The organism is Variovorax paradoxus, from assembly GCF_040544635.1.
Lineage (GTDB): Bacteria > Pseudomonadota > Gammaproteobacteria > Burkholderiales > Burkholderiaceae_C > Variovorax > Variovorax paradoxus_R.
On the sequence record NZ_JBEPKJ010000014.1, the window covers coordinates 102415 to 127168 of the forward strand.

The window sequence follows — 24754 nt, forward strand, 5'->3', positions numbered from 1 at the left end:
ACAAAAAAACCGCGCACTGCGCGGTTTTTTTATGGGCGCTCGATGAACGTTTGCGCGAAGAGGGCGTTCAGAGCCTGCGCGCCTGCTTGAGCTCGGCCACGAGCCGTTCGAATTCGGCAATGAGTTCGGGTGTGGCCGCATAGAACACCGCGAACTTGCCGACCAGCGTGCGCACATACAGCCGCGGCGCAATCAGCCAGTCGAGCCCGCGCACGCGGATCATCTTGCCGAAGGCGAGATCATCCAGTTCCATGTGCTTGTCCCAGATCCAGCGCTGGTGCAGTCCTTTGCGGTCGATGCGGGTGCGGCTCGTCATGATGTGGAACCAGGTCCAGCCCATCAGCGCGATGCCGGCGAGGAACCAGCCAAGGCCACCCGTCCTGGCGCTGCCCAGCGCGCCCACAGACCAGAGCTGTGCCAGCCAGAAGGCGCAGCCGCCGACGATCACGGTGGCCAGCAGCTTGAAGGGCAGCGAGAACGCCTGGCCCTCGACGGCATCGCCCCCCGAGGGCTCGAAACGAAACGGTGCGGGACCCAAGGCGCCTACTTCTTCTCGGGTTCGGTGCCCGCACCGGCCGGTGCTTCTTCCTTGGGCGGATCGCCGAAGGGATTTTCGCCAGCGCCGCTGTCCGTGCCGGAGTTCGGGTTCATGTCGTCGAGCGGCACCTCGATCTGCACCTTGTCGGTATCGATCTTTTCTTCCTTGGGCAGGAACATGGTCACCGTCTGCGGCACGAAGATCACGATGGCGACCAGGATCAGCTGCATCAGCACCCAGGGAATCGCGCCCATGTAGATGTCGCTCGACAACACAGGTTTGGCGATCCGTTTCTCCTTGAACAGCGTGTCCGCTATCCCTCGCAAATAGAACAGCGCAAAGCCGAATGGCGGGTGCATGAAGCTGGTCTGCATGTTCACGCACAGCAGCACGCCGAACCACACCAGGTCGATGCCCAGCTTGGCCGCGACCGGGCCCAGCATCGGCAGGATGATGAAGGCGATCTCGAAGAAGTCGAGGAAGAAGGCCAGGAAGAAGATGAACAGGTTGACCACGATCAGGAAGCCGATCTGTCCGCCCGGCAGGCCCGTCAGCAGGTGCTCGACCCACTTGGCGCCGTCCACGCCCTGGAACACCAGCGAGAACACGCGTGCGCCGATCAGGATGAACACCACCATGGCGGTGAGCCGCATGGTGCCGACCATGGCTTCCCAGATGAGACCCAGCGTCAGCCGCTTGTGGATGGCCGCGAGGATCAGCGCGCCGACCACACCCATGGCGCCTGCCTCGGTGGGCGTGGCAATGGCGGTGTCGATGCCCGGCAGGCCGCCCATCGAACCCAGCACGGCGAAGATCAGGATGGCCGACGGAATGATGCCGCGCAGGCATTTGGCCCACAGCTTGGCGCCGCTCAACGTGCGGGCGCTCTTGGGAATGCCCGGAATGTGGTGCGGCTTGATGACGCCGAGCATGAAGGTGTAGCCCGCGAAGATCAGCACCTGAAGGATCGACGGACCCCAGGCGCCGCGGTACATGTCGCCCACCGAGCGGCCCAGCTGGTCGGCCATGACGATCAGCACCAGCGAAGGCGGCACCAGCTGCGTGATGGTGCCCGACGCCGCCAGCACGCCGGTGGCATAGCGCATGTTGTAGCCGTAGCGGATCATCACCGGCAGCGAGATCAGCGCCATGGCAATCACCTGGCCCGCCACCGTGCCGGTGATGGCGCCGAGGATGAAGCCCACGATGATGACCGAGTAGCCGAGGCCGCCCCTCACGGTGCCGAACAGCTGGCCCATCGAGTCGAGCATGTCTTCGGCGAGCCCGCATTTCTCGAGGATCGCACCCATGAAGGTGAAGAACGGAATCGCCAGCAACAGGTCGTTCGACAGGATGCCGAAGATGTTGATAGGCAGGTTCTCCATGAACACCGCCGGGAACCAGCCCATCTGGATCGCGAAGAAGCCCGAGGCCATGCCCAGCGCGGCCAGCGAGAACGCCACCGGGAAGCCGATCAGCATGATCAGCACCAGCCCGCCGAACATGATCGGCGCAAAATTTTCCATCTGCATATCTGTGCTGTCCTGTAGTTCTATTTGTTCGCTGCGCTACCGCTTCGGGGGTGGGTCCAGTTCACTGCACCGGCTTTTCGTAGTGCGTGTCCATCTGGATCAGGCCCTTCAGGTAGGCGATGCGCTTGATCACCTCCGAGACGCCCTGCAGGAACATCAAGGCAAAGCCCAGCGGCAGCAGCAGCATGGCGGGCCAGCGAATCAGGCCGCCCGAGTTGTTCGACATTTCGCCCGACAGCAGCATGCTGTAGAAGAGCGGCCAGCTGAGCCAGGCGATGATGCCCATCACCGGCAGCAGAAAACAGAGCAGGCCGAACAGGTCCACGTAGACCGGTCCGTTGCCCTTGAGCTTGCCGTAGATGATGTCCACGCGCACATGTTCGTTGAGCTTGAGCACCACCGGCGCGCCGAGCATGACCGTGGCGGCGAACAGGTACCACTGGATCTCGAGCCAGGCGTTGGAGCTGGTGTTGAGGCCGAAGCGAACGAAGGCGTTGCCAGCGGAAATCAGCGCCGCGGAGAGCACCGTGAATGCGGCAACCTTGCCGAGCTGGCTGCTGATCCAGTCCATCCAGAGCGAAAACTTGAGAAGTGCGGACAAGGGGGAGTCTCCCGACCAGATGACGAAAATGTGCGGCCCTGTGGGCATTCCGCACAAAGCCTGCGATGTTAACGCCCGCCATGCCGGGCGGCCGCCGATGCCTATCGGGGGGTTTCCCTGAGCACCATAATGAAGCGATGGCTGCGCCGCTCTCTTCCCCGCACTCCATCGATTCGCCCGACATGCAGCGCGCCGGCCGCGAACTGCTGTCGCTGGCTCTCATCGACGCGCGCAACCACACGCTTCACCTGTTGTCGCTTTACGAGGAGGCACTGGGTTCGTCCGCCCTTGCCGTGCCGCGCACGGACGACATTGCCGACCCGGGCGTGGTGCCGCCGGTCTGGCTGGCCGGGCATATCGGCTGGTTTGCCGAATGGTGGATCGGCCGCAACACGCAGCGTGCCTTCGGTGCCGATTGCCCGGTGCGCCCGACCCGGCTGGCCGCCATCGACCCCCAAGCCGACGGCTGGTGGGACCCGGCCCAGGCAACGCGGGAGCAGCTCTGGTCGCCCGGCCTGCCGGACCTGGGCCAGACCAAGGCCTACCTGCTCGAAACGCTGGAGAGCACGCTGGAGCTGCTCGAGAACGCGGCCGAAACCGATCCGGGGCTGTACTTCTACCGGCTTGCGCTGTTCCATGAAGACTTGCGCGGCGAGCAGTTCATCGTGATGGCGCAGACCCTGGGGCTGCGCCTGGGCATCGAACAGATGCCCATCGCCGTGACGCGCGAGCCGCTGGTGCTGCCCGCCACGCAGTGGGAGCTCGGCCTGCCCGAGGGCTGCGGATTTGCCTTTGCGCAGGAGCAGGGCGCACACCGCGTCGACGTGCCCGAATTCGAGATCGATGCGCAGCCCGTCACCTGGAACCAGTACATCGAGTTCGTCGATGAAGGCGGCTACGACCGCAAGGAGTTCTGGCATCCGCAGGGCTGGCGATGGCTGGCTTCGCAGATCGACGGGCGGCGCGGGCCGCGCCACGTCGAGCAGATTGGCGCTGCGCGCCACGGCACCGGCGGTTCGGTGCTGCAGCACCGTTTCGGTGCAACCGTGCGCGCGGCCGGACATCACAGCGCGGTGCACCTGAGCTGGTGGGAAGCCGACGCCTGGGCGCGCTGGGCCGGCCGGCGCATTGCGACCGAGGTCGAATGGGAGATTGCGGCGCTTACCGCGGCAAGGCGCGGCTTTCGCTGGGCCGACGTGCATGAATGGACGGCGGGCACGCTGCGGCCCTGGCCTGGCTTTCGCGCCGATCCGTGGAGCAGGGGAGGGGAGTTCGATCCGACACCGGCATTCGGGCAGGCCCGCGTGCTGCGCGGCGCGTCGTTTGCAACCCGGGCGCGCCTGCGTTCGCCGCGCCGCCGCGGGTTCACCTTGCCGGATCGCGACGACGGTTTCTTCGGCTTCAGAACTTGCAGTCTGTGACTCGCCCCGGGCGCTCGCGCATTTGCGTCGCTTCAATGGCCGCCGTCACCTGACGACAGCGGCGGCGCCACTTCCTCCAGCGGCTTGCACTCCGCATCGGCCGCGTAGCGAAGCGCCAGCAGGCCCGCGACGATGACCAGCGTGGCGCCGATGGCGTAGCCCACCATCACGGCGCCCCGGCTGCCGGTCTCGATCAATACGCCGAACAGCACCGGCGCCACGAAGCCGCCCGCACCCATGCCGATGGCGTAGAAGATCGCAATGGCCATGGCCCGCATCTCGAGCGGGAACACTTCGCTGACCGTGAGATAGGCCGAGCTCGCCGCGGCCGAGGCCAGGAAGAACACCGCCGACCAGCACAGCGCCTGGCTGCGCGCATCGAGCCAGCCCATCATGAAGGCCCAGCCGGTGAGTGCGAGCCCCACGCCCGCGAGCACATAAGTCAGCGCGATCATCTTGCGCCGGCCCACGCTGTCGAACAGCGGGCCCAGCAGCAGCGGCCCGAGCACATTGCCAAGCGCGAACGGGAAAATGTAGAGCGCCACGTTGTCGTCGGCCACGCCGTAGAAACGCGTGAGCACCAGCGCATAGGTGAAGAAGATCGCGTTGTAGAAGAAGGCCTGCGACACCATCAGCGCCACCGCGACCACGCTGCGCTCGCGGTAGCGGCGCAGCAGCACGTGCGCCACTTCGCGCATCGACGGACTGTGGTGGCGCCCGCCTGCGTAGGCCACGCGGCCTTCTGCCACCGCCAGAGGGCCGTGCTGTGCACGAACCTCGGCTTCGATGGTCTCGACGATGCGCAGTGCCTCGTCGGCGCGGCCATGCGCCATCAGCCAGCGCGGGCTTTCGGGCACATCGCGCCGCACCAGCAGAATCGCCACGGCCAGCACCGCACCCAGCGCGAAGCCTGCGCGCCAGCCCCATACCGGGCCGATCACGCGCGCATCGAGCAGCACCAGGCTCAACCCGGCACCCAGCGCCGCGCCGATCCAGAAGCTGCCGTTGATCGCCAGGTTGACGCGGCCGCGCACGCGCGCCGGAATGAGCTCGTCGATGGCCGAGTTGATGGCCGCATACTCGCCGCCGATGCCCAGTCCCGTGATGAAGCGGCAGACCGCAAAGAAGGCGAAGTTGGGCGAGAACGCGGTGGCCAGCGTGCCCAGCGTGTAGACCACCAACGTCACCAGGAAAAGTTTCTTGCGCCCGAGCTGGTCGGTCAGACGGCCGAAGAGCAGGGCGCCGATGACCGCGCCCGCGATGTAGATGGAGCCCGACCAGCCGATCTCGCTGGCGCTGAGCCCCAGCGTGTCGGGCCGCTCGAGCACGGCGCCGATCGAGCCGACCAGCGTCACCTCGAGGCCGTCGAGTACCCACGCCACGCCGAGCGCGATCACCACGCGCCAATGCCAGCGCGACCAGGGGAGGCGGTCGAGCCGGGCGGGAATATCGCTATGCACCGCAGCCGTCATGAGCGCAACCTTAACCCAAGCGCCCGGCGGTTCTTCAATGCGCGTGATTCTTCTCGCGCTGGAAGGTCCACCAGGGCAGCAGCGTGCGCAGCGATTGCACCTCGCCGCTCCCCGCGGTTTCGTACCCGGGCAGCGTGCCGAGCAGGTGCTGCCAGCTTGCACTGCGCAGCACCGCCACCAGCGCCTGCATGGCGGGTTGTTCGAGCGCGGACTTGAGGCAGGCGAGGTGATAGCGCTCGTGCACCAGCGGCACGAAGCCGAGGCCTTCGGCGTGGGCGGCGGACTCCAGCCCGAGCCCGGCATCGGCCTGGCCGGACGCCACGGCGTGTGCCACCGCGGCATGCGAGGGTTCCCAGCGGTCGTAACCCGCGAGCGCCGTGGCATCGAGCCCGGCCTGCGCGAGCAGTTCGTCCAGCAGCACGCGCGTGCCGGTGCCGATCGTGCGGTTGACGTAGCGTGCGCGCAGCCGTGCCACGTCGGCCAGCGAGCGCAGGTGCAGCGGATTGCCCGGCGCAACGAGCAGCCCCTGCGTGCGCCGGGCGAAGCCGATGAGCTTGTGCTGCCCCGGCTTGAGCAGCGGTTTATACGTGCGCTGGGCCAGCGAGCCGCGCGGCGGATGCTCCAGCGTATGAAAGCCCGCCATCACGCAGCGGCCCTGGTTGAGCGCGCGTATCGCGTCGACGCTGCCCGTGAAATGAATGTCCAGATGCAGCTGCGCCGTGCCCGCCGCATGGGTGCGCAGCAGCGCGAGCGCATCGTCGTGACTCGCCTGCAGGCTCAGCACATGGGTGCGGTCATCGAAGGCGAGGGCGAAGGCGCGCTCGAGTTCGGCATGCAGCGCCTCGATCTGCGGCGCGAGCCGGGCTTGCGCCTGGCGCTCGGCCCACAGCAGCTTGTCGCCGAATTCGGAGAGCTGCGCACGCTGGCCCTGCTCGCCCTGCACCAGCGGATGCCCGAGTGTCTGTTCCCAGTGCTTGAGTTCGCCCCACACGTGGCGATAGGACAGGTCGAGCGCGCGCGCCGCGGCCGAGATGGAGCCGTGCTCGCGCACCGCCTGCAGCAGCTGCATCAGCGGATTGCGGATCTGCCGCTGGCCGCTCCGGCGGGGGCGGATCGCGTAGGAAAGGTCGATCTGTTGCACGAAGGCGGGCGGGGAAATGGAGGCGGGCTCATTATGCAGAGCCGCCCATGACCCACCGCCGACCGCCGTGCGTCAGTTCGTTTCCGCGAGCGCGTCGCCCAGCGCGTTGACGAGGCGGTCGATCTCGGCCTTCTCGGCGATGAAAGGCGGTGCAAGCTGGATCGTGTCGCCGCCGTAGCGCACGTAGAAGCCCTTCTTCCAGCAGTTCATCGCAATCTCGTACGGGCGGCGCGCCGGCTCGCCCGGCAGCGCGGCAATCGTCAGGCCCGCGGCCAGGCCGTAGTTGCGGATGTCGGTGACGTGCTTGCCGCCCTTGAGGCTGTGCACCGCGTTCTCGAAATGCGGAGCGAGCGTTTTCACGCGGCCGATCATGTCTTCCTTCTGGAGCACGTCGAGCGCCGCGATGCCGGCGGCGCAGGCCACCGGGTGCGCGCCATAGGTGTAGCCGTGCGGAAACTCGAGCATGTAGTCGGGGCCGCCGGCTGCCATGAAGGTGTCGTAGATTTCCTTGCTGGCAATCACCGCGCCCAGCGGCTGTGCGCCGTTGGTCACTTGCTTGGCAATGTTCATGATATCCGGCGTCACGCCGAAGGCTTCCGCGCCGGTGAGCGCGCCGCAGCGGCCGAAACCGGTGATCACTTCATCAAAAATCAGCAGGATGTTGTTCGCGGTGCAGATGTCGCGCAGCCGCTTCAGGTAGCCCTTGGGCGGAATCACCACGCCGGCCGAACCCGCGAAGGGCTCGACGATCACGGCCGCGATGTTCGATGCGTCGTGCAGCGCGATCAGGTCGAGCAGGCGGTCGGCCAGCTCTGCGCCGTTCTCCGACATGCCGCGCGTGAAAGCGTTGGCCGCAATCTGCGTGTGCGGCAGGTGGTCGGCTTCCACGCCCTGGCCGAAGAGCTTGCGGTTGGCCGCGATGCCGCCCACCGAAATGCCGCCGAAGTTGACGCCGTGATAGCCCTTTTCGCGGCCGATCAGGCGCGTCTTGCTGGCAAGGCCCTTGGTGCGCCAGTAGGCACGCGCCATCTTCAGCGAGGTGTCGGCGGCTTCGGAGCCCGAACCGGTGAAGAACACGTAGTCGAGGCCGGAGGGCGTCAGGTCCTTGATCTTGTTGGCCAGCTCGAAAGAGAGCGGGTGGCCGAACTGGAAGGCGGGCGAGTAGTCGAGCTTGGCGATCTGGCGGCTCACCGCCTCGGTGATTTCGGGGCGGCCATGGCCGAGGCCCGAGCACCACAGGCCCGAGAGGCCGTCGAAGATCTTGCGGCCGTCGCCGTCGGTGAAGTAGGCGCCCTTGGCCTCCACGATCATGCGCGGATCGGCCTTGAAGTTGCGGTTGCCGGTGTAGGGCATCCAGTGCGCGTCGAGCCAGGCGGCGTCGGTGCGCAGGGCGGGCGTCGGTTCGATGGCGGGCGTTGCAAGGGTCATGGCGCTTCCCGCGCAGGGCGGGCTCCAAAAGGGTAATGAGGTGTGCAGATTGTTGGCACAGCCTTCAGTGTGGAGAATGGCGCAATATCAATGTTCACTTGACACTTCATGCAAGTAAAGGCCAAGACCCGAAGCGACGCCCAGAACGGTGCGCCGAGCACGCGCAACCGCGCCGTGCTGGGGCAGCTCAGCGACATGGACCTGCGCCTGCTCAAGGTGTTCAAGAGCGTGGTCGACTGCGGTGGCATGGCGGCGGCGGAGCTGGAGCTGAACATCGGCACATCCACCGTGAGCCGGCATGTGAAGGACCTGGAAACGCGGCTCGGCCTGGTGCTGTGCCGGCGCGGCCGGGCCGGCTTTGCGCTCACGGCCGAAGGCCAGCGCGTGTACGACGAGACGCTGCGGCTGCTGGCCTCGGTCGACGCCTTTCGCGGCAGCATCGACGACATCCACAACCGCATGGGCGGACAACTGGAGGTGGCGCTGTTCGACAAGACAGCGACGAATCCGAAGGCACGCATCGGCGATGCCATTGCGCGTTTCACCGAGATGGCGCCGGAGGTGAATCTGGCGGTGCACGTGGGCTCGATCAACGCGATTGAACAGGGCGTGCTGGAGGGCAACTTCCAGATCGGCATCATCCCGGCGCACCGCGCCTCGAAAAGCTTGGTGTACGCCGACCTGTTCGACGAGACGATGCTGCTGTATTGCGGCGCGGGGCATCCGCTCTTCGACAGCAACAACGCGAAGCTCACCTGGGCCAAGCTGCGCGAGCACCACTTCGCGGGCCTGGGCTATCACTCGCCCAACATGGAACTGAGTCATCGGGCCAAGTTGTCGCGCAAGGCCACGGGCTTCGACCAGGAGGCGATTGCCACGCTGATTCTTTCGGGGCGCTTTCTCGGTTTCTTGCCCGACCACTATGCGCAGGTGTTCGAGGAGCGGGGGCTCATGAAGGCGGTGCTGCCGGCGCGATTCAACTATGCGTGCCGGTTCGTGAGCTTGCTGCGGCGCTCGCCGAAGCCGTCACGCGCGGTGCTGGCGTTTCAGGAGTGCCTGCAAAAGGCCCACGCCTGAGCTGAGCGGCTAACGCTGCCCGCTAGGCAACAACAGATGCTTGGCCCCGATATGCGCCTCCATCTCATGCATGTGCGCCTCGGCATCGACCATGTGCTCGGCCATCAGCCGGCGCACCTCATCCGCATCTTCGCGACGATAGGCCAACAGCAACTGCGTGTGATAGTCGACATTGGCCTCGCCAAAGTGGTGATGGTCCAGCGCCTTCTTGTAGACCACCAGGTCGCGCAGCAGGTCGTTCAGGAAGCGACACATGAAGGACAGCACCGGATTGGGGCAGGCCTCGGCCAGCATGGTGTGAAACGCGAGCTCGGCCTCGCGCTGGGTGCGCAGCTCGTCCTCGTTGGTGGGTTCGATGGTGCAAAGACGCAAGTTGGCTTCGAGCCGCTCGAACTGCTCGGGCGTCAGTTTGCCGACCACGCTCACGGCCAGTTCGGGCTCCAGCACCTTGCGCAGCTGGTAGATGTGGTGTCCGTCCAGGTGATGAAAGTGCAGGAAGTTGCGCAATGGCTCCGACGCATGGTCGACCGACACCTGCTGCAGATACGCGCCGCCGCCAGGGCCGGTGCGAATGGAGATCAGCCCGCGCACTTCCAATGCCTTCAGCGCCTCACGCACTGTGCTCTTCGAATAGCCGAAGAGCTCGATCAGCTCCTTCTCATTCGGCAGCCGGTCGCCTGGCTGCTTGCGCTCGGCAACGATCCAGCGCTTGACCTCCTCGACGATGACGTCGGAGAGCTTTTGCCGCTTGGGGCGGTTCTGCCCAAAGGCCATGGCGTCCTGCGGCGATTTCATGCGTAAAGAGTCATTTTCGAGAGTGATGAGGCACCTGGAGCAGGTATCGGGCCCGGACCTTCCCCGAATTTTGGCACGACCATTGCTAGCGGGTTTTTACCAGCATATTAATCATATTTATCCGCTTAAATTCGCTGCCGACCTTCAAGCCGCGTCTCTTCTTCTTTCTCTTACCCCAAACCACGTCCGGAGAATTCCATGCAACGCAGACACCTCCTTCAGCTCGCCGCCTTGTCGGCCGCTCCCGCTTCCTTGCTGGCCGGCCGTGCCGCCTTCGCTCAATCGGCCGAGGCCATCCGCTTCGGTTGTCCGGTGCCCATGTCGGGCGCCTTCGCGGCCAACGGCAAGTTCGCGGACCTGGGCATGAAGCTGGCCATCGAGCAATACGGCAGCGTGCTCAAGCGCCCGCTGGCCTACACGGTGCTCGACACCGAAGGCAAGCCGGCCACCGCCGTGCGCAAGGTGCAGGAAGCCTCGCAGCAGCAGGGCGCCAAGTTCTTCGCGGGCGGCATCCTGTCGTCGGAAGCGCTGGCCATGGGCAAGGAAGCCGAGAAGGCCGGCGGCATCTTCATTACCACCGCGGGCGCCGACGAGATCACCGGCAAGGACTGCAACCCCGCCACCTTCCGCTGGTCGGTGCCCACCTTCGGCGCCATCGAGCAGACGGTGCGCCCGCTGATCGCCTCTAGCCCCAAGGCCAAGCGCTGGTACACCATCACGCCGCAGTACGTGTTCGGCGAAGGCCTGCTCGGCGCGGCCAAGAACATCTTCCAGGAGAAGGGCATCGAGCACGTGGGCAACAGCTACCACTCGCTCAACGAGAAAGAGTTCAGCGGCTACCTCACCAACGCCATGGCGGCCAAGCCCGACGTGCTGCTGCTGCTGAACTTCGGCGCGCAATCGTCGGCGGCGCTGCGCCAGGCGGTGAGCTTCGGCATGCACAAGAACATGACGATCCTCATCGCATGGGCGTCGGGCCTGGAGCAGTTCGACGAACTCGGCGCCGACCTGTGCGACGGCGTCTACTTTGGCGCCCAGTACTGGCACACGGCCGACACCGCCCTCAACAAGGACCTGGTGAAGCTCACGGCCGACAAGCTGAAGATCGTGCCCAACTACAGCCTCGCGGGCTCGTATGTCTGCACCAAGATCCTCATCGACGGCATTCTGAAAGCAGGAACCGTCGATCAGAAGGCCGTGATTGCGGCGCTCGAGGGCATGAAGTACGAAGGCCTCACGGGCGCCGAAGAAGTCCGCAAGGCCGACCACCAGGTCATCAAGGACTACTACCTGCTCAAGGGCAAGGCCAAGTCGAAGATGAAGAACCCGGCCGACTATGTGGACGTGGTGAGCTCGGGCAAGTCCTTCCTGCCCATCGACAAGACCGGCTGCAAGCTGGCCTGAGGCCGCAAAGGACACCGACGCGCCCATGACCGTCTACCTGCTCCAGACCATCAACGGAATCGGCATCGGCATGCTGTATTTCCTGCTGGCCGTTGGCTTGTCCATCGTGTTCGGCCTGCTGCGCTTCGTGAATTTTGCGCACGGGGCTTTCTATCTGCTGGGCGCGTACCTGTGCTTCCAGGCCATGCAGTGGGGGCTCGACTTCTGGGCCGCGCTGGTGCTGGTGCCCTTGTTCGTGGGTGCGCTCGGCTGGCTGGCCGAGAAGTTGCTGCTGCGCCGCGTCTATGCCAAGGCACACGAGTTCCACATCCTCGTGACCGTGGGCCTTGCGCTGGCGGTACAGGAAATAGTCATCGTGTTCTGGGGGCCGCTCGGCAACAGCGTGTCGACGCCCGACCTGCTGCAGGGCGTGGTGATGTGGGGCAGCTTCATCTATCCCAAGTACCGGTTGTTCGTGATCGGCTTCACCGCCGTGCTCGCGGTGCTGCTGTGGTGGGTGCTCGAAGGCACGCGCCTCGGTAGCGCGGTGCGCGCGGGCAGCGAATCGACCGAGATGGTGTCCCTGCTCGGCATCAACGTGTTCCGCGTGTTCAGCCTGGTGTTCGCATTGGGCGCGGCCACCGCGGCGCTGGCCGGCGTGCTGGCGGCGCCGATCCGCGGTGCGGAGCCCTTCATGGGCGTGGAGGCACTCAGTGTCGCTTTCGTGGTGGTGGTGATCGGCGGGCTCGGAAGCTTCGGCGGTGCGCTGGTCGGTGGCCTGCTGATCGGCATCGTGCAAAGCCTGATGAGCACCATCTGGCCGCCGGGGGCGAGCTTGATGATCTACGTTGCAATGGGCGCAGTGCTGTTGCTGCGCCCGCATGGCCTGCTCGGCCGCAGAGGATGAACATCGCCATGCCGAGAAAAATCACATTCCTCCTGGCGCTGATCGTCGCGCTGGGCCTTCCGCTGGTGCTGCGCTCGGGTTCGCTCGCGAGCGAGGTGCTGATCTACGCGCTTGCCGCGCTGGGCTGCAATCTGCTGCTGGGCTACACGGGCCTGCTGTCGTTCGGGCAGGGCATCTTCTTCGGGCTGGGCAGCTACACCATCGCAATTCTTCTCACGCGGCTGCAACTGCCGATGCCGATCGCGCTGCTGGCCGCCATCGCCATGGGAGCCCTCGGCGCAGCGGTGGTCGGCTGGGTGGCCATTCGCCAGCGCGGCACCTACTTCGTGATGCTCACGCTGGCCTTCGCGCAGATGTTCTACTTCGTGGCGTACACCGCTTCGGGGCTCACGGGCGGCGACAACGGCCTGCTCGACGTGCCGCGCCCCGCCTTCATGGACACGCCCTGGAGGTACTACGCCTTCGTGGCCGTGATCTTCCTCATTGCCTTCGGTCTGCTGCTGCGCGTGACAGACTCGGTGTTCGGCCGCACGCTGCTCGCCATTCGCGACAACGAGGACCGCGCCGCCGCGGTGGGCTATGACCTCAAGCGCTTCAAGCTGCTGGCCTTCGTGATTTCGGGCGCCGTCACTGGGCTTGCGGGTGGGCTGCACGCGATGATGACCGGCATCGCGCCGCTGTCGAACGCCGAGTACCACACGAGCGAAATGATTCTGGTCATTACCGTGATCGGGGGCACCGGCAACCTGTTCGCCTCGGTGCTGGGCTCCGCCTTCTACGTGCTGCTGGCCGACTGGCTTTCCACGCTGTGGCCGCGATGGCTGCTCTTGCTGGGGCTCTTGCTGATCGGCGTGAGCATCGGCATGCAGCGCGGCCTCTGGGGCCTGGGCGAGAGCGCATGGCGCCGCGTGTTCCGCAAGGGGCCCATCGCAAAGGACGCGTCGAACGCGCCTGTAGCCCAGGGAGAAAAGGCATGAGCGAATCTGTACTCATCGAAGCCATCGGCGTCACCAAGCACTACGGCAAGTTCGCCGCGCTCGGCGGGGTCGACCTGAAGATCAAGCGCAACACCGTGCACTCGGTGATCGGTCCGAACGGCGCGGGCAAGACCACGCTGTTCCACATGCTCACGGGCACCGGCACAACAACCGGTGGACGCATCCTGTTCGACGGCCATGATGTGACGCGCGAGCCAGACCACAAGCGCGTGCAGCGCGGCATGGCGCGTTCCTTTCAGGTCACCAGCCTGTTCGCGAGCTTGCCGGTGCGCGAGAACCTGCGCGTCGCGGCGCAAGGCATTGCGCCGCGGCAGGCCATGAACTGCTGGCGTGCACCGGTCGGCGAGCGCGCCTGCGGCGAAACGGTGGCCGAGGTGCTGGAGCGCGTGGGCCTTGAGCGGCTGGCCGATGTGCCCGCCAGCGAGCTGTCGCATGGCCAGCAGCGCCGCCTCGAAGTGGGCATGGCGCTGGCTGCGAAGCCCAAGGCCATCTTCCTGGACGAGCCCACCTCGGGCATGGGCATCGACGACCTGGACGACATGAAGCAGCTGATCCGCGGCCTGCGCGACGCGCACACCGTGGTGCTCATCGAGCACAACATGAACATCGTGATGGACATTTCCGACACCGTGACGGTGATGCAGCTGGGCCGCGTGCTGGCCGAAGGGCTGCCGGGCGACATCCGGGCCGATGCGCGCGTGCGCACGGCTTACCTGGGCAACATGATCACCGGGGGCAAGGCATGAGCGCGGGGAACATCCTCGAGGTCGAAGGCCTGCACGCGCACTACGGCAAGAGCCATGTGCTGCAGGGTGTGTCGATGCATGTGGGCGAGGCCGAACTGGTCACGCTGCTGGGCCGCAACGGCGCGGGCAAGTCGACCACGCTCAAGAGCATTGCCGGCGCCGTCACGCCCACCGGCGGCCGCGTGCGCTTCCAGGGCGCGGACATCGCGGGCCTGCCGCCGCACCGCATTGCCACGCGGGGCGTGTGCCTGGTGCCCGAGCATCGCGGCGTCTTCAAGCTGCTGACGGTGGAAGAAAACCTCTTGCTCGGACAACGGCGCGACTCGCCCTGGCAGCTGGGCGACATCTACCGCATCTTTCCGCGCTTGAAAGAGAGGCGCCGCAACGGCGGCGGCCAGCTTTCGGGCGGCGAGCAGCAGATGCTGGCCATCGGCCGCGCGCTGATGAACCACCCGCGGCTGCTGATCCTCGACGAGCCCGTGGAAGGCCTTGCACCGGTCATCGTGGAAGAAATCGTCGCGCAGCTCAAGCTCATCAAGGCGGCCGGCGTGGCCATCCTGCTGGTGGAGCAGAACCTGGAAGTGTGCGTGCAACTGGCCGATCGGCACTACATCCTGGAGCAGGGCGTGATCGTGCATGACGCTGGCAACGCCGCCTTCATGGCCGACCACGATGTGAAAGACCGCTATCTGGGCGTGGGCCTTGCTTGAGGCTTCGCGCATTCCTTCTTCTTTTTGCAAAGCCATGAACTCACAAACCCAACTCCGCATCAACGGCGAGCGCCTCTGGGGCTCGCTGATGGAACTGGCGAAGCTCGGCGCGACCGAGAAGGGCGGCGTCTGCCGCATTGCACTGACCGACCTCGATCGCCAGGGACGCGATCTCTTTGCACGCTGGGCGCGCGAAGCCGGCTGCGAGGTGCGCGTGGACCAGATCGGCAATATCTTTGCGCGCCGCGCCGGCCGCGACAACACACTACCACCGGTGGTCACGGGCAGCCATATCGACACCCAGCCCACGGGCGGAAAATTCGACGGTAACTATGGCGTGCTGGCCGGGCTGGAGGTGATCCGCAGCCTGAACGACGCCGGCATCGTCACCGAGGCGCCGCTGGAAATCGCCGTGTGGACCAATGAGGAAGGCTCGCGCTTCGTGCCCGTGATGATGGGCTCGGGCGTGTTCGTGGATGCCTTCACGCTCGAGCACGCGCTCGCGCAGCATGACAACGACGGCATCAGCGTGGCCGAAGCACTCGCGTCTATCGGCTATGCGGGCGCCGCACCGGCCTCGGCCGCGGCGTCGCCAGTGGGCGCCTATTTCGAGGCCCACATCGAACAGGGACCCGTGCTCGAAGCCAACGAGCGCGTGATCGGCGTGGTCGAAGGAGCGCTCGGCCAGCGCTGGTACGACGTGGTGATGCAGGGCATGGAAGCCCACGCCGGCCCCACACCCATGGAGCTGCGCAAGGACGCGCTGCTCGCAGCTTCCGAACTGGTGATCGAGGTCAACCGCATTGCGCTGGCCCATGCGCCGCACGCACGCGGCACGGCCGGTTGGATCGAGAACTATCCCAATTCGCGCAACGTGATTCCGGGCCGCGTGAAGCTCAGCGTCGACCTGCGCGCGGCGGACGATGTGGTGCTCTCGGCCATGGACGCCGAGCTGAAGGAGTCGGTACAGCGCATCGCCGCCAAGGGCAAGGTCGAGGCCACGGTGGAGCAGGTCGTCTACTTTCCGCCGCAGCCCTTCACGCCCACGCTGGTGTCGGCCATTCGAGAAGCCGCGCAGGCGCAGGGCATGACCTGGATGAACGTGATCAGCGGTGCGGGGCACGACGCGGTGTACCTGGCGCGCGTGTGTCCCACGGCAATGATCTTCGTTCCGTGCCTGGACGGCATCAGCCACAACGAGATCGAGGATGCGCAGCCCGATCACCTCGAGGCCGGCTGCAATGTGCTGCTGCAGGCCATGCTGCAAAGCGCGGGAGTGGCGTCGTCATGAAGGTGCTGATTGCGCGGCTCAACCACGAGACCAACACCTTCTCGCCGGTGCCCACGCCGCTCGCGGCCTTCGGACCCGAAGGCCCCACGTTCGGCGAGCAGGCCTACAAGGACAACAAAGGCATGCGCACCGCGATGTCGGCTTTCATCGACCTGGCCGAGCAGGCGGGCGCGACGGTGGTCACGCCGGTGTCGGCCTCGGCCAATCCGAGCGGGCCGGTCGATGCGCAGGCCTACACCACGCTCACCCAATGCATCGTCGACGCGGCGCCGGGCTGCGACGCCATCCTGCTCGACCTGCACGGTGCGATGGTGGCGCAGAACAGCGCCGATGGGGAGGGCGACCTGCTGGTGCGCCTGCGCGCCGCGGCGCCCGGCGTTCCCATTGGCGTGGCACTGGACCTGCATGCCAACGTGACGCCCGCGATGGTCGGCAATGCCGATGTGATCGTCGGCTTCAAGACCTATCCGCACATCGACATGTACGAGACGGGCGAGCATGCCGGCCGCCTCCTGTTCGATCTGCTTGCGGGGCGCAGCAAGCCCGCGATGCGCTGGCACCCGTTGCCGTTGATGGCGCACACGCTGCGCAGCGCGTCGTTCACCGGCGCGATGCAGCGGGCCATCGAGGCAGCGTGCGAAGCCGAAAAATCGAAATCGCTCGCGGTGTCGATCTTTGCCGGCTTCTCGCTGTCGGACATCGAGGCGCCCTGCATGAGTGTGGTGGCGGTCGATGCGCAATCGCCCGAGCGGGCGCAAACCACGGCCGACCGCATCGCTGCGCAGATGTGGGCCGAGCGCGAGGCTTTTGTCTACCGCAGCGAGCCGCTGGCCGAATCGGTGGCGCGTGCCAAGGCCATCGCCCAAGGCGCGACGCGGCCTGTGCTGTTGCTCGACCATGGCGACAACTGCATGTCGGGTGGCAGCTGCGACACCATGGACGTGCTGCAGGAAGCGCTGGCGCAGGGGCTCGACGGCATCGGCGTGGGCCCGCTGTGCGACCCGCAGGCGGTGGCCGAGCTGATCGCGGCGGGCGAGGGCGCCGAGGTGACGGTGGCACTGGGCAACAAGGTGTCGCTGGAAGGCATCGGCCTGTCGAAGAAGCCCGTCACGCTGACCGGCACGGTGCGCACCGTCAGCAACGGCGAGTACGTGATCACCGGCCCCACCTACACCGGCCAGCGCAGCAGCATGGGCCGCACGGTGCTGTTCGACATTGGCGCGGCGCGCATCGTGGTGACCGAGCGCACGCAGGAGCCCTGGGACATCGGCGTTTTCGAGTGCGCGGGGCTCGACCCGCGCAAGGAACGCTTTCTGTTGCTCAAGTCGCGCATGTACTGCCGGCCGGTGTTCGAGCCGATCTCGGCCGCGCTGGTCGAGTGCGACAGCCCGGGCGTGACCAGTTCGGACTACAGCCTGTTCCCGTTTTCCAAAGTGCGCCGGCCGGTGTTTCCGCTCGACGCGATCTGATCGAATAGGGTATTCGCCTACCTATGCAAAAATTTGCATAGGTAATTGGAAGTACACCCCGATACTGCGGCGCTTCCACCCATGAAGCCTGCCGCGTGAACACCTTTGCACAGAGCGCCGTCGCGGCTTGGCAGCTGCTCGTCTCGGGCGATCCGGTGCTGCTGGCCATCGTCGGGCGGTCGCTCGCGGTCAGCGCCAGTGCGTGCGCGCTGGCCTGCGGGTTCGGCCTGTTGCTCGGGGCATGGCTCGGCGTGGCGCGCTTTCGCGGCCGGGCCGCGCTGCTCACGGTGCTGAACACACTGCTGGCGCTCCCCTCGGTGGTGGTCGGACTGGTGATCTACCTGCTGCTGTCGCGCTCCGGCCCGCTCGGATTCCTGGGCTGGCTGTTTTCATTCAAGGCCATGGTGCTCGCGCAGACGGTGCTGGTGCTGCCGGTGGTCACGGCGCTCACGCGCCAGACCATCGAGGACGCCGAGCGCGCCCACGGCGAGCAGCTGCGCTCGCTGGGCGCCGGGCCGCTGGTGCGGGCGTTGCTCCTGGTGTGGGACGAACGCTATGCCTTGCTCACCGTGCTCATCGCCGCCTTCGGGCGCGCCGTCTCGGAAGTGGGCGCCGTGATGGTGGTGGGCGGCAACATCGACGGCTTCACGCGCGTGATGACCACTGCCATTGCGCTCGAAACCAGCAAGGGCGACCTGCCGCTGGCGCTGGCCCTCGGCATCGTATTGCTGGGTGTGGTGCTGGTGCTCAACCTTGCCATTGCCGCCGTGCGCGGCTGGCGTGAACGGGTCGACGGCGGGGGAGGCGAAGGCGGCGGCATGGCGGCCTGGTGGCGGCCGGAGGCGCGCCCGTGAACGAAAACGTGCAGCTCGCGAGTGTCGACACCACCGTCTTTGCGCTGTACGGGGTCGACGTTCGGCTGGGGCGCGTGGCGGCCTTGCAGGGCGCCACCTTGACGATCGCGGCGGGCGAGCGCGTGGCGCTCATCGGCGCCAACGGCAGCGGCAAGACCACGCTGCTGCGGCTGCTGCACGGCCTGGTGCCGCATGCGGCCGGGAGCTTCACCAGCGCCGCGCCGCGCCGCCACCAGGCCATGCTGTTCCAGCGTCCGCACATGTTGCGTGCGTCGGTGGTGGTCAACGTGGCGCTGGCTTTGTGGCTGCGCGGCACGCGCTGGCGCGATGCGCGCCATGCCGCCATTCCGGCGCTGGCGCGCGTGGGGCTGGAAGACCTGGCCGAGCGCAATGCGCGCGCCTTGTCGGGCGGCCAGCAGCAGCGGGTGGCATTGGCGCGCGCTTGGGCGCTGCATCCGGCGGTGCTGCTGCTCGACGAGCCCACCGCCAGCCTTGACCCCACTGCCAAGCGCGAGGTCGAAACGCTCATTGCCGAAGCTGCCGCCGGCCGCACGCTGGTGTTCGCGAGCCACAACCTCGGGCAGGTGAAGCGGCTGGCCAGCCGCGTGATCTACCTCGAGCACGGTCGCGTGCTGGCCGATCTGCCCGTCCACGATTTTTTCCATGGGCCGCTCCCCGAAGAGGCCCGCCTGTTCGTCAAAGGAGAGTTGGCATGAATCCGTTCCTCAAGCACCGCGGCAATGCGGGCATCCGCGCCTCGCTGGCGGTTGCGGTTTTCTTCCTGGCCGCGGGGGCCGCGCGCGCCGAGACCATCACCATGGCCTCGACCACGTCGACCGAGCAATCGGGCCTGTTCTCGCACCTGCTGCCGGCTTTCAAGAAGGCCAGCGACATCGACATCAAGGTGGTGGCGGTGGGCACCGGCCAGGCCATCGACATGGCCAAGCGCGGCGATGCCGACGTGCTGTTCGTGCACGACACCGCGGCCGAAGAGAAGTTCGTGGCCGAGGGCTTCAGCGCCAGGCGCTATCCGGTGATGTACAACGACTTCGTGCTGGTGGGCCCGAAGGCCGATCCGGTGGCTGCGAAGGGCGGCGATATCGTCGCCGCGCTGAAGAAAATCGCGGCCGCCAATGCGCCTTTCGTTTCGCGCGGCGACAAGAGCGGCACCGACGCGGCCGAGCGCCGGCTCTGGACGCAAACCGGCGTGGCTGAGGCCGGGCAGCCGGTGCCCAACGAGCGCAAGGGCACGGGCTACAAGGAATGCGGCTGCGGCATGGGGCCGGCGCTGAATATCGCGGCCTCGTCGGGCGGCTATGTGCTCGCGGACCGCGGCACCTGGCTCAGCTTCAAGAACCGCGCCGACCTGGCGGTGCTGGTCGAGGGCGACAAGCGGCTCTTCAACCAGTACGGCGTGATGGTCGTGAGCCCCACCAAATTCCCCTCGCTCAACAGCAAGGGCGCGCAGAAGTTCGTCGACTGGGTGATCTCGCCCACAGGTCAGCAAACCATCGCGGCCTACAAGATCGGCGGCGAGCAGCTGTTCTTTCCGAACGCGCTGGCGAACTGAATTTGCGGGGGAGCAGTGGCGATGGCCGCGGCCGCGCCATGACCTCCCAGGTCATCGACGCCGGAAGCACCCGGCGCGACCATTCCTTCACCCCGCGATGTTGCGGGTCGAGATATTCGAAAGGAATCGTCATCATGAACACCGCCGCACACGACGCCACCGCCATTGCCCAGCGCTACATCGCCGTCTGGAACGAGACCGATGCCGCACGCCGCGCCGAGCTGATCGAAGCCCATTGGACCGCCGACGCGCACTACGTCGACCCAATGGCCCAGGCCAGTGGCCGCGAGCAGATCAGCGCGCTGGTCGGCGCCGTGCACCAGCGCTACCCGGGCTTTCGTTTCAACCTGTTCGGCAAGGCCGAGGCGCATGGCGACAACCTGCGCTTTTCGTGGACCCTGGGGCCGAGCGGTGCCGAAGACCTGATCCAGGGCACCGACTTCGCCCAGCTCGATGCCGGCAAGCTGCAGTCGGTGACCGGGTTCCTCGACAAGGTGCCGGTGGGAGCCTGAAGGTCCGGCTTCAATCGGTGGCGCCGGAGGGGCGCCCGCGCCACAGCTTGCGGTAGACCGTGGCGCGGCTGATGCCGAGGGTGCGTGCGGCTTCGGCCACGTTGCCGCGGGCGTCGGTCACGGCCTTGCGGATCAGGGCGGTTTCAACGTCGCGCAGCCGGGGCTGGGCTTCGGGTGCCGCGCCCCGCGAGCCCTTGCCGCCGCGCCGGGGCTGAACCTGCACGCGCAGGCCCGACCAGAGCGGCACTTCGAGCACGGCGTCGCCGCGCCGGGCGGCGTCGAACAGCATGTTCAGCGGCAGCGCGAACAGGTCGTTGCAATGCAGGGCATGCTGGCTGCGCGCCAGCGGCTGGTGCAGCATCTGCCGCGCTGCAGCATTGGCGCCGGTGACGTTGCCGTTGGCATCGACGCACAGCAGGCCTTCGGTGGCTTCGCTGCTCGGGCAGCCCGGCCACGAGAGATGCAGCCGCAGTTCGCAGGGTTCGTTCAGCACCAGCATGTTCTCGATGCTGCGCGCCGAAAGCATGGCCAGGTGACGCAGTTCCGGCCGTTCCACCACTTGCACGCCCGTCAGGTCGAGCATGCCGATGCAGTCGCCCTGCGGACCGAAGAGCGGCGCCCCCGCGCAGCTGTAAACGCTGGTGTCCTCGAAGAAATGTTCGCCGCGGTGCAGCCACACCGACTCCTGCTCGGCCAGCGCGGTGCTGATGGCGCTGGTGCCGACCGCGCGCTCCGACAGGTCGACCCCCACGCGCGCGATGTTGCGGGCATGGCGGCTGGCGGTGTCGGTGCTGTCGGGAAGCGGGCCCACGTCGACCACCATGCCGTCGGCATCGGTCAGCACCGCGAAATAGCGCGTGTCGGCAATGGCGCGGGACACCCGCTCGATCACCGGCCGGGCCGCCGCCACCAGCGCCCGGTTGCGCTCGGCCACCTCGCGAATGACCGACTGGGCCACAGGGTTGAAGCTCACGCGCTGCTGCGGTTGCTCCCCTGCTTCGATGCAGCGCTGCCACGAGCGGACGATCCACGGTTCGATGCGCGTGGCGCCCCGTGCACGGTCGGCCTCGCCGTGGATCAGCTCCCGCCGGGCTTGCGCAATGGCGAGGGCGCGCTCGGGAAGGGACGAAACGGTTGAGGCGGACATCGGGTCGGTTCGCTCGGATGGGAGGCGTCTTTTTATGAAGCTTGCCAGACCGCAAGTTGTTCCATTTTGAGAATTTCGCGCGCACTGCGCAAGCGGCGAGGGTTTTGCCTAGGATAGTGCACGGGGCCGGCATCCAAGATGCCACTCGCTGAACCAGCCATCACCTTCAACGGAGACAGCCAAATGCAGGTAGCTTTCACGGTCAACGGCCGACCGGCCACGGTCGACGCACCCCCCAATACATTTCTGGTGCACGCTATTCGCGAGCATCTTCATCTCACCGGCACCCACGTCGGTTGCGACACCGCCCAGTGCGGCGCATGCACCATCCACCTGAATGGCCGGGCGGTGAAGTCGTGCAACATCCTGGTCGGGCAGGCGGCCGGTGCGCAAATCACCACCATCGAGGGCATCGCCCAACCCGACGGCACCATGCACCCCATGCAGGCGGCCTTCAAGGAATGCCATGGCCTGCAATGCGGTTTTTGCACCCCCGGCATGGTCATGAGCGCCATCGACCTGTGCACCCACCACCCCAAGTCGAGCGAGTCCGAAATCCGCGAGCTGCTCGACGGCAACCTGTGCCGATGCACGGGCTACCAGAACATCGTCAAGGCCGTTCAGATGGGCGGCGAGGCGATGGCCTCGGGCACCCCGGTCAAGATCACCGTCACGGCGTGAAGGGAGCAACATCATGGGTGCTTCCGATTTCTCGAACCTGCCCCACATCGGCGAAGCGCTGCGGCGCAAGGAAGACTATCGCTTCCTGACCGGCGCGGGCAACTACACCGACGACATCACGCTGGCCAACCAGAGCCATGCGGTCTTCGTGCGCTCGCCGCACGCCCACGCCGTCATCAAGTCGGTCGACACCGCCGAGGCGCTCAAGATGCCCGGCGTGGTCGGCATCTTCAGCGGCAAGGACATCGAAGGAAAAATGGGCGGGCTACCCTGCGGCTGGCTCATCAACAACCCCGACGGCACCCCCATGAAGGAGCCGATGCACCCGATCCTCGCGATCAACAAGGTGCGCTATGTGGGCGACCATGTGGCCATGGTCGTGGCCGAGACGGTCGAGCAGGCCAAGAACGCGGCCGAGGCCGTGGTGGTCGAGTACGACGTGCTGCCCGCGGTCGTGAGCGTGTCCGACGCGGCGAAGAAGGCCAGCGGCGTGACCCTGCACGACGAAGCGCCCGACAACCAGTGCTACAAGTGGGCGCTGGGCGACAAGGCCGCGGTGGATGCGGTGTTTGCCAATGCCGCGCACGTGACCAAGCTCGACCTCGTCAACAACCGGCTGGTGCCCAACCCGATTGAGCCGCGCGTGGCCATCGGCAGCTACAGCCGCGGCACCGACGACTACACGCTGTATGTGTCCAACCAGAACCCGCACGTCGAACGCCTGCTGATGACGGCCTTTGTGCTCGGCCTGCCCGAGCACAAGGTGCGCGTGATTGCGCCCGACGTGGGCGGCGGCTTCGGCTCCAAGATCTTCCTGTATGCCGAGGACGTGTGCCTGACCTGGGCGGCCAAGCAGCTCAACCGCAACATCAAGTGGACGGCCGAGCGCTCCGAGTGCTTCCTGTCCGATGCGCATGGCCGCGACCATGTGAGCCACGCCGAAATGGCGTTGGACAAGGATGGCAAGTTCCTCGCGATGCGGGTGCACACCGACGCCAACCTGGGCGCCTACCTGTCGACCTTCTCGACCGCAGTGCCCACCATCCTCTACGCCACGCTGCTCGCGGGCCAGTACACCACGCCGCAGATCTATGTCGAGGTCGATGCGTGGTTCACCAACACCGCGCCGGTCGATGCCTACCGCGGCGCGGGGCGGCCCGAAGCCACCTACCTGCTGGAGCGCCTGGTGTCGCGCTGCGCCTGGGAAATGAACCTGGGCCAGGACGAGATTCGAAAGCGCAACTTCATCACCACCTTTCCGTACCAGACGCCCGTGGCACTGCAGTACGACACCGGTGACTTCCATGCCTGCATGGACAAGGCCCGCGTGCTCGCCGACGTCGAGGGCTATGCGCAGCGCAAGTCGGCCACCGAGGCCAAGGGCAAGCTGCGCGGCATCGGCTACTCGAGCTACATCGAGGCCTGCGGCATCGCACCCTCGAACATCGCGGGGGCGCTGGGCGCGCGGGCCGGCTTGTTCGAATGCGGCGAAATCCGCGTGCACCCGACCGGCAGCGTGACGGTGTTCACCGGCTCGCACAGCCATGGCCAGGGGCACGAGACCACCTTCGCGCAAGTGGTGGCGGCGCGCCTGGGCATTCCGGTCGACAACGTCGACGTGGTGCATGGCGACACGGGCCGCGTGCCCTTCGGCATGGGCACCTACGGCTCGCGCTCCATTTCGGTGGGCGGCGCGGCCATCATGAAGGCGCTCGACAAGATCGAGACCAAGGCCAAGAAGATTGCCGCGCACCTGATGGAGGCGAGCGACGCCGACATCGAGTTTGCCAACGGCGAGTTCACGGTCAAGGGCACCGACAAGAAGATTCCGTTCGGCCAGGTGGCGCTCACGGCCTACGTGCCGCACAACTACCCGCTCGACAAGCTCGAGCCCGGCCTGAACGAAACCGCCTTCTACGACCCGACGAACTTCACCTTCCCGGGTGGTACCTACATCTGCGAGGTCGAGGTCGACAAGCAGACCGGCGAGGTGCGCGTCGACCGCTTCACCGCGGTGGACGACTTCGGAACCATCATCAATCCGATGATCGTCGAAGGCCAGGTGCACGGCGGGCTGGTGCAAGGCATCGGCCAGGCGCTGCTCGAAAACTGCGTGTACGACAACGAGACCGGTCAGCTGCTCACCGGCAGTTTCATGGACTACGCCATGCCCAGGGCCGCCGACTTTCCGCAGTTCAAGCTCGACACCGTGTGCACGCCGTGCACGCACAACCCGCTGGGCACCAAGGGCTGCGGCGAGGCCGGGGCCATCGGTTCGCCGCCGGCCGTGATCAACGCATTGCTCGACGCGCTGGCGCCGCTCGGCGTGAAGGACTTCGACATGCCTGCGTCGGCCAGCCGCGTCTGGGAAGCGATGCAAAAAGGCAGCGGAAGCGCCGCGCAAGCTGCAACACCGCAAGCGCCCTCGCTCGCCGCCAGCACCCAAGGCCGCCCGGCCCCCTGAACATAGAAGAAGGAACC

The 24754-nt window shown here is 66.5% G+C and carries 23 protein-coding genes; 15 read left to right on the forward strand and 8 right to left on the reverse strand.

The genetic code is table 11. From position 1 onward, the window contains the following. Nucleotides 1-67: 67 nt before the first annotated feature. The 3 genes from ABIC94_RS22300 to ABIC94_RS22310 all read right to left on the reverse strand — a co-directional run bounded on the left by ABIC94_RS22300 (nt 68) and on the right by ABIC94_RS22310 (nt 2671). Nucleotides 68-538 (reverse strand): hypothetical protein, encoded by a 471-nt coding sequence (locus ABIC94_RS22300; RefSeq protein ID WP_354375159.1) that lies wholly within the window; start codon nt 536-538, stop codon nt 68-70. Between the two features lie 5 nt (nt 539-543). After that, the gene (locus ABIC94_RS22305; RefSeq protein ID WP_354375160.1) at nt 544-2070 is read right to left on the reverse strand and encodes a TRAP transporter large permease; all 1527 of its coding nucleotides are present in this window, start codon (nt 2068-2070) and stop codon (nt 544-546) included. 61 nt (nt 2071-2131) lie between these two features. Next, nucleotides 2132-2671 (reverse strand): TRAP transporter small permease subunit, encoded by a 540-nt coding sequence (locus tag ABIC94_RS22310; protein WP_354375161.1) that lies wholly within the window; start codon nt 2669-2671, stop codon nt 2132-2134. Nucleotides 2672-2808: 137 nt separating this feature from the next. Here ABIC94_RS22310 and ABIC94_RS22315 point away from each other — a divergent pair, with 137 nt between their 5' ends. Then, a complete protein-coding gene (locus tag ABIC94_RS22315) occupies nt 2809-4092 on the forward strand; it encodes an SUMF1/EgtB/PvdO family nonheme iron enzyme (RefSeq protein ID WP_354375162.1) in 1284 nt (427 codons plus the stop codon). Nucleotides 4093-4124: 32 nt separating this feature from the next. Here the strand turns inward: ABIC94_RS22315 and ABIC94_RS22320 are convergent, their stop codons facing one another. The 3 genes from ABIC94_RS22320 to ABIC94_RS22330 all read right to left on the reverse strand — a co-directional run bounded on the left by ABIC94_RS22320 (nt 4125) and on the right by ABIC94_RS22330 (nt 8133). Beyond that, nucleotides 4125-5564, reverse strand: coding sequence for an MFS transporter (locus ABIC94_RS22320; RefSeq protein ID WP_354375163.1), 1440 nt, complete (start codon nt 5562-5564; stop codon nt 4125-4127). 34 nt (nt 5565-5598) lie between these two features. Continuing rightward, nucleotides 5599-6705: a substrate-binding domain-containing protein gene (locus ABIC94_RS22325; protein WP_354375164.1), complete on the reverse strand. Its 1107-nt coding sequence runs from the start codon at nt 6703-6705 to the stop codon at nt 5599-5601. 72 nt (nt 6706-6777) lie between these two features. Continuing rightward, nucleotides 6778-8133, reverse strand: coding sequence for an aspartate aminotransferase family protein (locus ABIC94_RS22330; protein WP_354375165.1), 1356 nt, complete (start codon nt 8131-8133; stop codon nt 6778-6780). Nucleotides 8134-8241: 108 nt separating this feature from the next. On the opposite strand from ABIC94_RS22330, the gene ABIC94_RS22335 reads away from it, so the two are divergent. Then, on the forward strand, nt 8242-9210 hold the full coding sequence (locus ABIC94_RS22335; protein WP_354375166.1) for a LysR family transcriptional regulator: 969 nt from the start codon (nt 8242-8244) through the stop codon (nt 9208-9210). Nucleotides 9211-9219: 9 nt separating this feature from the next. Here the strand turns inward: ABIC94_RS22335 and ABIC94_RS22340 are convergent, their stop codons facing one another. Continuing rightward, nucleotides 9220-10005, reverse strand: coding sequence for a FadR/GntR family transcriptional regulator (locus tag ABIC94_RS22340; protein WP_354375167.1), 786 nt, complete (start codon nt 10003-10005; stop codon nt 9220-9222). A gap of 198 nt (nt 10006-10203) precedes the next feature. Between ABIC94_RS22340 and ABIC94_RS22345 the strand changes: the two genes are divergently transcribed. The 11 genes from ABIC94_RS22345 to ABIC94_RS22395 all read left to right on the forward strand — a co-directional run bounded on the left by ABIC94_RS22345 (nt 10204) and on the right by ABIC94_RS22395 (nt 20445). Then, nucleotides 10204-11409 (forward strand): ABC transporter substrate-binding protein, encoded by a 1206-nt coding sequence (locus ABIC94_RS22345; RefSeq protein ID WP_354375168.1) that lies wholly within the window; start codon nt 10204-10206, stop codon nt 11407-11409. Between the two features lie 25 nt (nt 11410-11434). Next, nucleotides 11435-12295, forward strand: coding sequence for a branched-chain amino acid ABC transporter permease (locus ABIC94_RS22350; protein ID WP_354375169.1), 861 nt, complete (start codon nt 11435-11437; stop codon nt 12293-12295). Nucleotides 12296-12303: 8 nt separating this feature from the next. Continuing rightward, entirely contained in the window at nt 12304-13272 is a 969-nt protein-coding gene (locus ABIC94_RS22355; protein WP_354375170.1) for a branched-chain amino acid ABC transporter permease, read from the forward strand. Next, nucleotides 13269-14039: an ABC transporter ATP-binding protein gene (locus ABIC94_RS22360; RefSeq protein ID WP_354375171.1), complete on the forward strand. Its 771-nt coding sequence runs from the start codon at nt 13269-13271 to the stop codon at nt 14037-14039. The genes ABIC94_RS22355 and ABIC94_RS22360 overlap by 4 nt, the downstream gene beginning before the upstream one ends. Beyond that, nucleotides 14036-14749, forward strand: coding sequence for an ABC transporter ATP-binding protein (locus tag ABIC94_RS22365; RefSeq protein ID WP_354375172.1), 714 nt, complete (start codon nt 14036-14038; stop codon nt 14747-14749). The genes ABIC94_RS22360 and ABIC94_RS22365 overlap by 4 nt, the downstream gene beginning before the upstream one ends. A 34-nt stretch (nt 14750-14783) precedes the next feature. Beyond that, the gene (locus tag ABIC94_RS22370) at nt 14784-16040 is read left to right on the forward strand and encodes a Zn-dependent hydrolase (protein WP_354375173.1); all 1257 of its coding nucleotides are present in this window, start codon (nt 14784-14786) and stop codon (nt 16038-16040) included. Beyond that, nucleotides 16037-17509 (forward strand): M81 family metallopeptidase, encoded by a 1473-nt coding sequence (locus tag ABIC94_RS22375; RefSeq protein WP_354375174.1) that lies wholly within the window; start codon nt 16037-16039, stop codon nt 17507-17509. Before ABIC94_RS22370 ends, ABIC94_RS22375 begins: the two co-directional genes overlap by 4 nt. 95 nt (nt 17510-17604) lie before the next feature. Beyond that, the gene (locus ABIC94_RS22380; RefSeq protein WP_354375175.1) at nt 17605-18363 is read left to right on the forward strand and encodes an ABC transporter permease; all 759 of its coding nucleotides are present in this window, start codon (nt 17605-17607) and stop codon (nt 18361-18363) included. Further along, nucleotides 18360-19079, forward strand: coding sequence for an ABC transporter ATP-binding protein (locus ABIC94_RS22385; RefSeq protein WP_354375176.1), 720 nt, complete (start codon nt 18360-18362; stop codon nt 19077-19079). Before ABIC94_RS22380 ends, ABIC94_RS22385 begins: the two co-directional genes overlap by 4 nt. Beyond that, nucleotides 19076-19933, forward strand: a complete 858-nt coding sequence (locus ABIC94_RS22390) for a substrate-binding domain-containing protein (protein WP_354375177.1) — start codon at nt 19076-19078, stop codon at nt 19931-19933. The genes ABIC94_RS22385 and ABIC94_RS22390 overlap by 4 nt, the downstream gene beginning before the upstream one ends. Before the next feature lie 134 nt (nt 19934-20067). Then, nucleotides 20068-20445, forward strand: coding sequence for a nuclear transport factor 2 family protein (locus ABIC94_RS22395; RefSeq protein WP_354375178.1), 378 nt, complete (start codon nt 20068-20070; stop codon nt 20443-20445). A 10-nt stretch (nt 20446-20455) separates the two neighbouring features. Here ABIC94_RS22395 and ABIC94_RS22400 read toward each other — a convergent pair whose 3' ends face one another. Next, a complete protein-coding gene (locus ABIC94_RS22400) occupies nt 20456-21592 on the reverse strand; it encodes a helix-turn-helix domain-containing protein (RefSeq protein WP_354375179.1) in 1137 nt (378 codons plus the stop codon). Between the two features lie 183 nt (nt 21593-21775). Between ABIC94_RS22400 and ABIC94_RS22405 the strand changes: the two genes are divergently transcribed. After that, nucleotides 21776-22273, forward strand: a complete 498-nt coding sequence (locus ABIC94_RS22405; RefSeq protein WP_354375180.1) for a (2Fe-2S)-binding protein — start codon at nt 21776-21778, stop codon at nt 22271-22273. Nucleotides 22274-22286: 13 nt separating this feature from the next. Beyond that, the gene (locus ABIC94_RS22410; protein WP_354375181.1) at nt 22287-24737 is read left to right on the forward strand and encodes a xanthine dehydrogenase family protein molybdopterin-binding subunit; all 2451 of its coding nucleotides are present in this window, start codon (nt 22287-22289) and stop codon (nt 24735-24737) included. Nucleotides 24738-24754 lie beyond the last annotated feature (17 nt).

Excerpts from the sequence above, each read along its gene's own strand:
- ABIC94_RS22305 (WP_354375160.1), bottom strand. The coding sequence starts at position 2,070 with ATGCAGATGGAAAATTTTGCGCCGATCATGTTCGGCGGGCTGGTGCTG.
- ABIC94_RS22315 (WP_354375162.1), top strand. The coding sequence starts at position 2,809 with ATGGCTGCGCCGCTCTCTTCCCCGCACTCCATCGATTCGCCCGACATG.
- ABIC94_RS22320 (WP_354375163.1), bottom strand. The coding sequence starts at position 5,564 with ATGACGGCTGCGGTGCATAGCGATATTCCCGCCCGGCTCGACCGCCTC.
- ABIC94_RS22330 (WP_354375165.1), bottom strand. The coding sequence starts at position 8,133 with ATGACCCTTGCAACGCCCGCCATCGAACCGACGCCCGCCCTGCGCACC.
- ABIC94_RS22335 (WP_354375166.1), top strand. The coding sequence starts at position 8,242 with ATGCAAGTAAAGGCCAAGACCCGAAGCGACGCCCAGAACGGTGCGCCG.
- ABIC94_RS22340 (WP_354375167.1), bottom strand. The coding sequence starts at position 10,005 with ATGAAATCGCCGCAGGACGCCATGGCCTTTGGGCAGAACCGCCCCAAG.
- ABIC94_RS22345 (WP_354375168.1), top strand. The coding sequence starts at position 10,204 with ATGCAACGCAGACACCTCCTTCAGCTCGCCGCCTTGTCGGCCGCTCCC.
- ABIC94_RS22350 (WP_354375169.1), top strand. The coding sequence starts at position 11,435 with ATGACCGTCTACCTGCTCCAGACCATCAACGGAATCGGCATCGGCATG.
- ABIC94_RS22355 (WP_354375170.1), top strand. The coding sequence starts at position 12,304 with ATGCCGAGAAAAATCACATTCCTCCTGGCGCTGATCGTCGCGCTGGGC.
- ABIC94_RS22360 (WP_354375171.1), top strand. The coding sequence starts at position 13,269 with ATGAGCGAATCTGTACTCATCGAAGCCATCGGCGTCACCAAGCACTAC.
- ABIC94_RS22365 (WP_354375172.1), top strand. The coding sequence starts at position 14,036 with ATGAGCGCGGGGAACATCCTCGAGGTCGAAGGCCTGCACGCGCACTAC.
- ABIC94_RS22370 (WP_354375173.1), top strand. The coding sequence starts at position 14,784 with ATGAACTCACAAACCCAACTCCGCATCAACGGCGAGCGCCTCTGGGGC.
- ABIC94_RS22375 (WP_354375174.1), top strand. The coding sequence starts at position 16,037 with ATGAAGGTGCTGATTGCGCGGCTCAACCACGAGACCAACACCTTCTCG.
- ABIC94_RS22390 (WP_354375177.1), top strand. The coding sequence starts at position 19,076 with ATGAATCCGTTCCTCAAGCACCGCGGCAATGCGGGCATCCGCGCCTCG.
- ABIC94_RS22395 (WP_354375178.1), top strand. The coding sequence starts at position 20,068 with ATGAACACCGCCGCACACGACGCCACCGCCATTGCCCAGCGCTACATC.
- ABIC94_RS22400 (WP_354375179.1), bottom strand. The coding sequence starts at position 21,592 with ATGTCCGCCTCAACCGTTTCGTCCCTTCCCGAGCGCGCCCTCGCCATT.
- ABIC94_RS22405 (WP_354375180.1), top strand. The coding sequence starts at position 21,776 with ATGCAGGTAGCTTTCACGGTCAACGGCCGACCGGCCACGGTCGACGCA.
- ABIC94_RS22410 (WP_354375181.1), top strand. The coding sequence starts at position 22,287 with ATGGGTGCTTCCGATTTCTCGAACCTGCCCCACATCGGCGAAGCGCTG.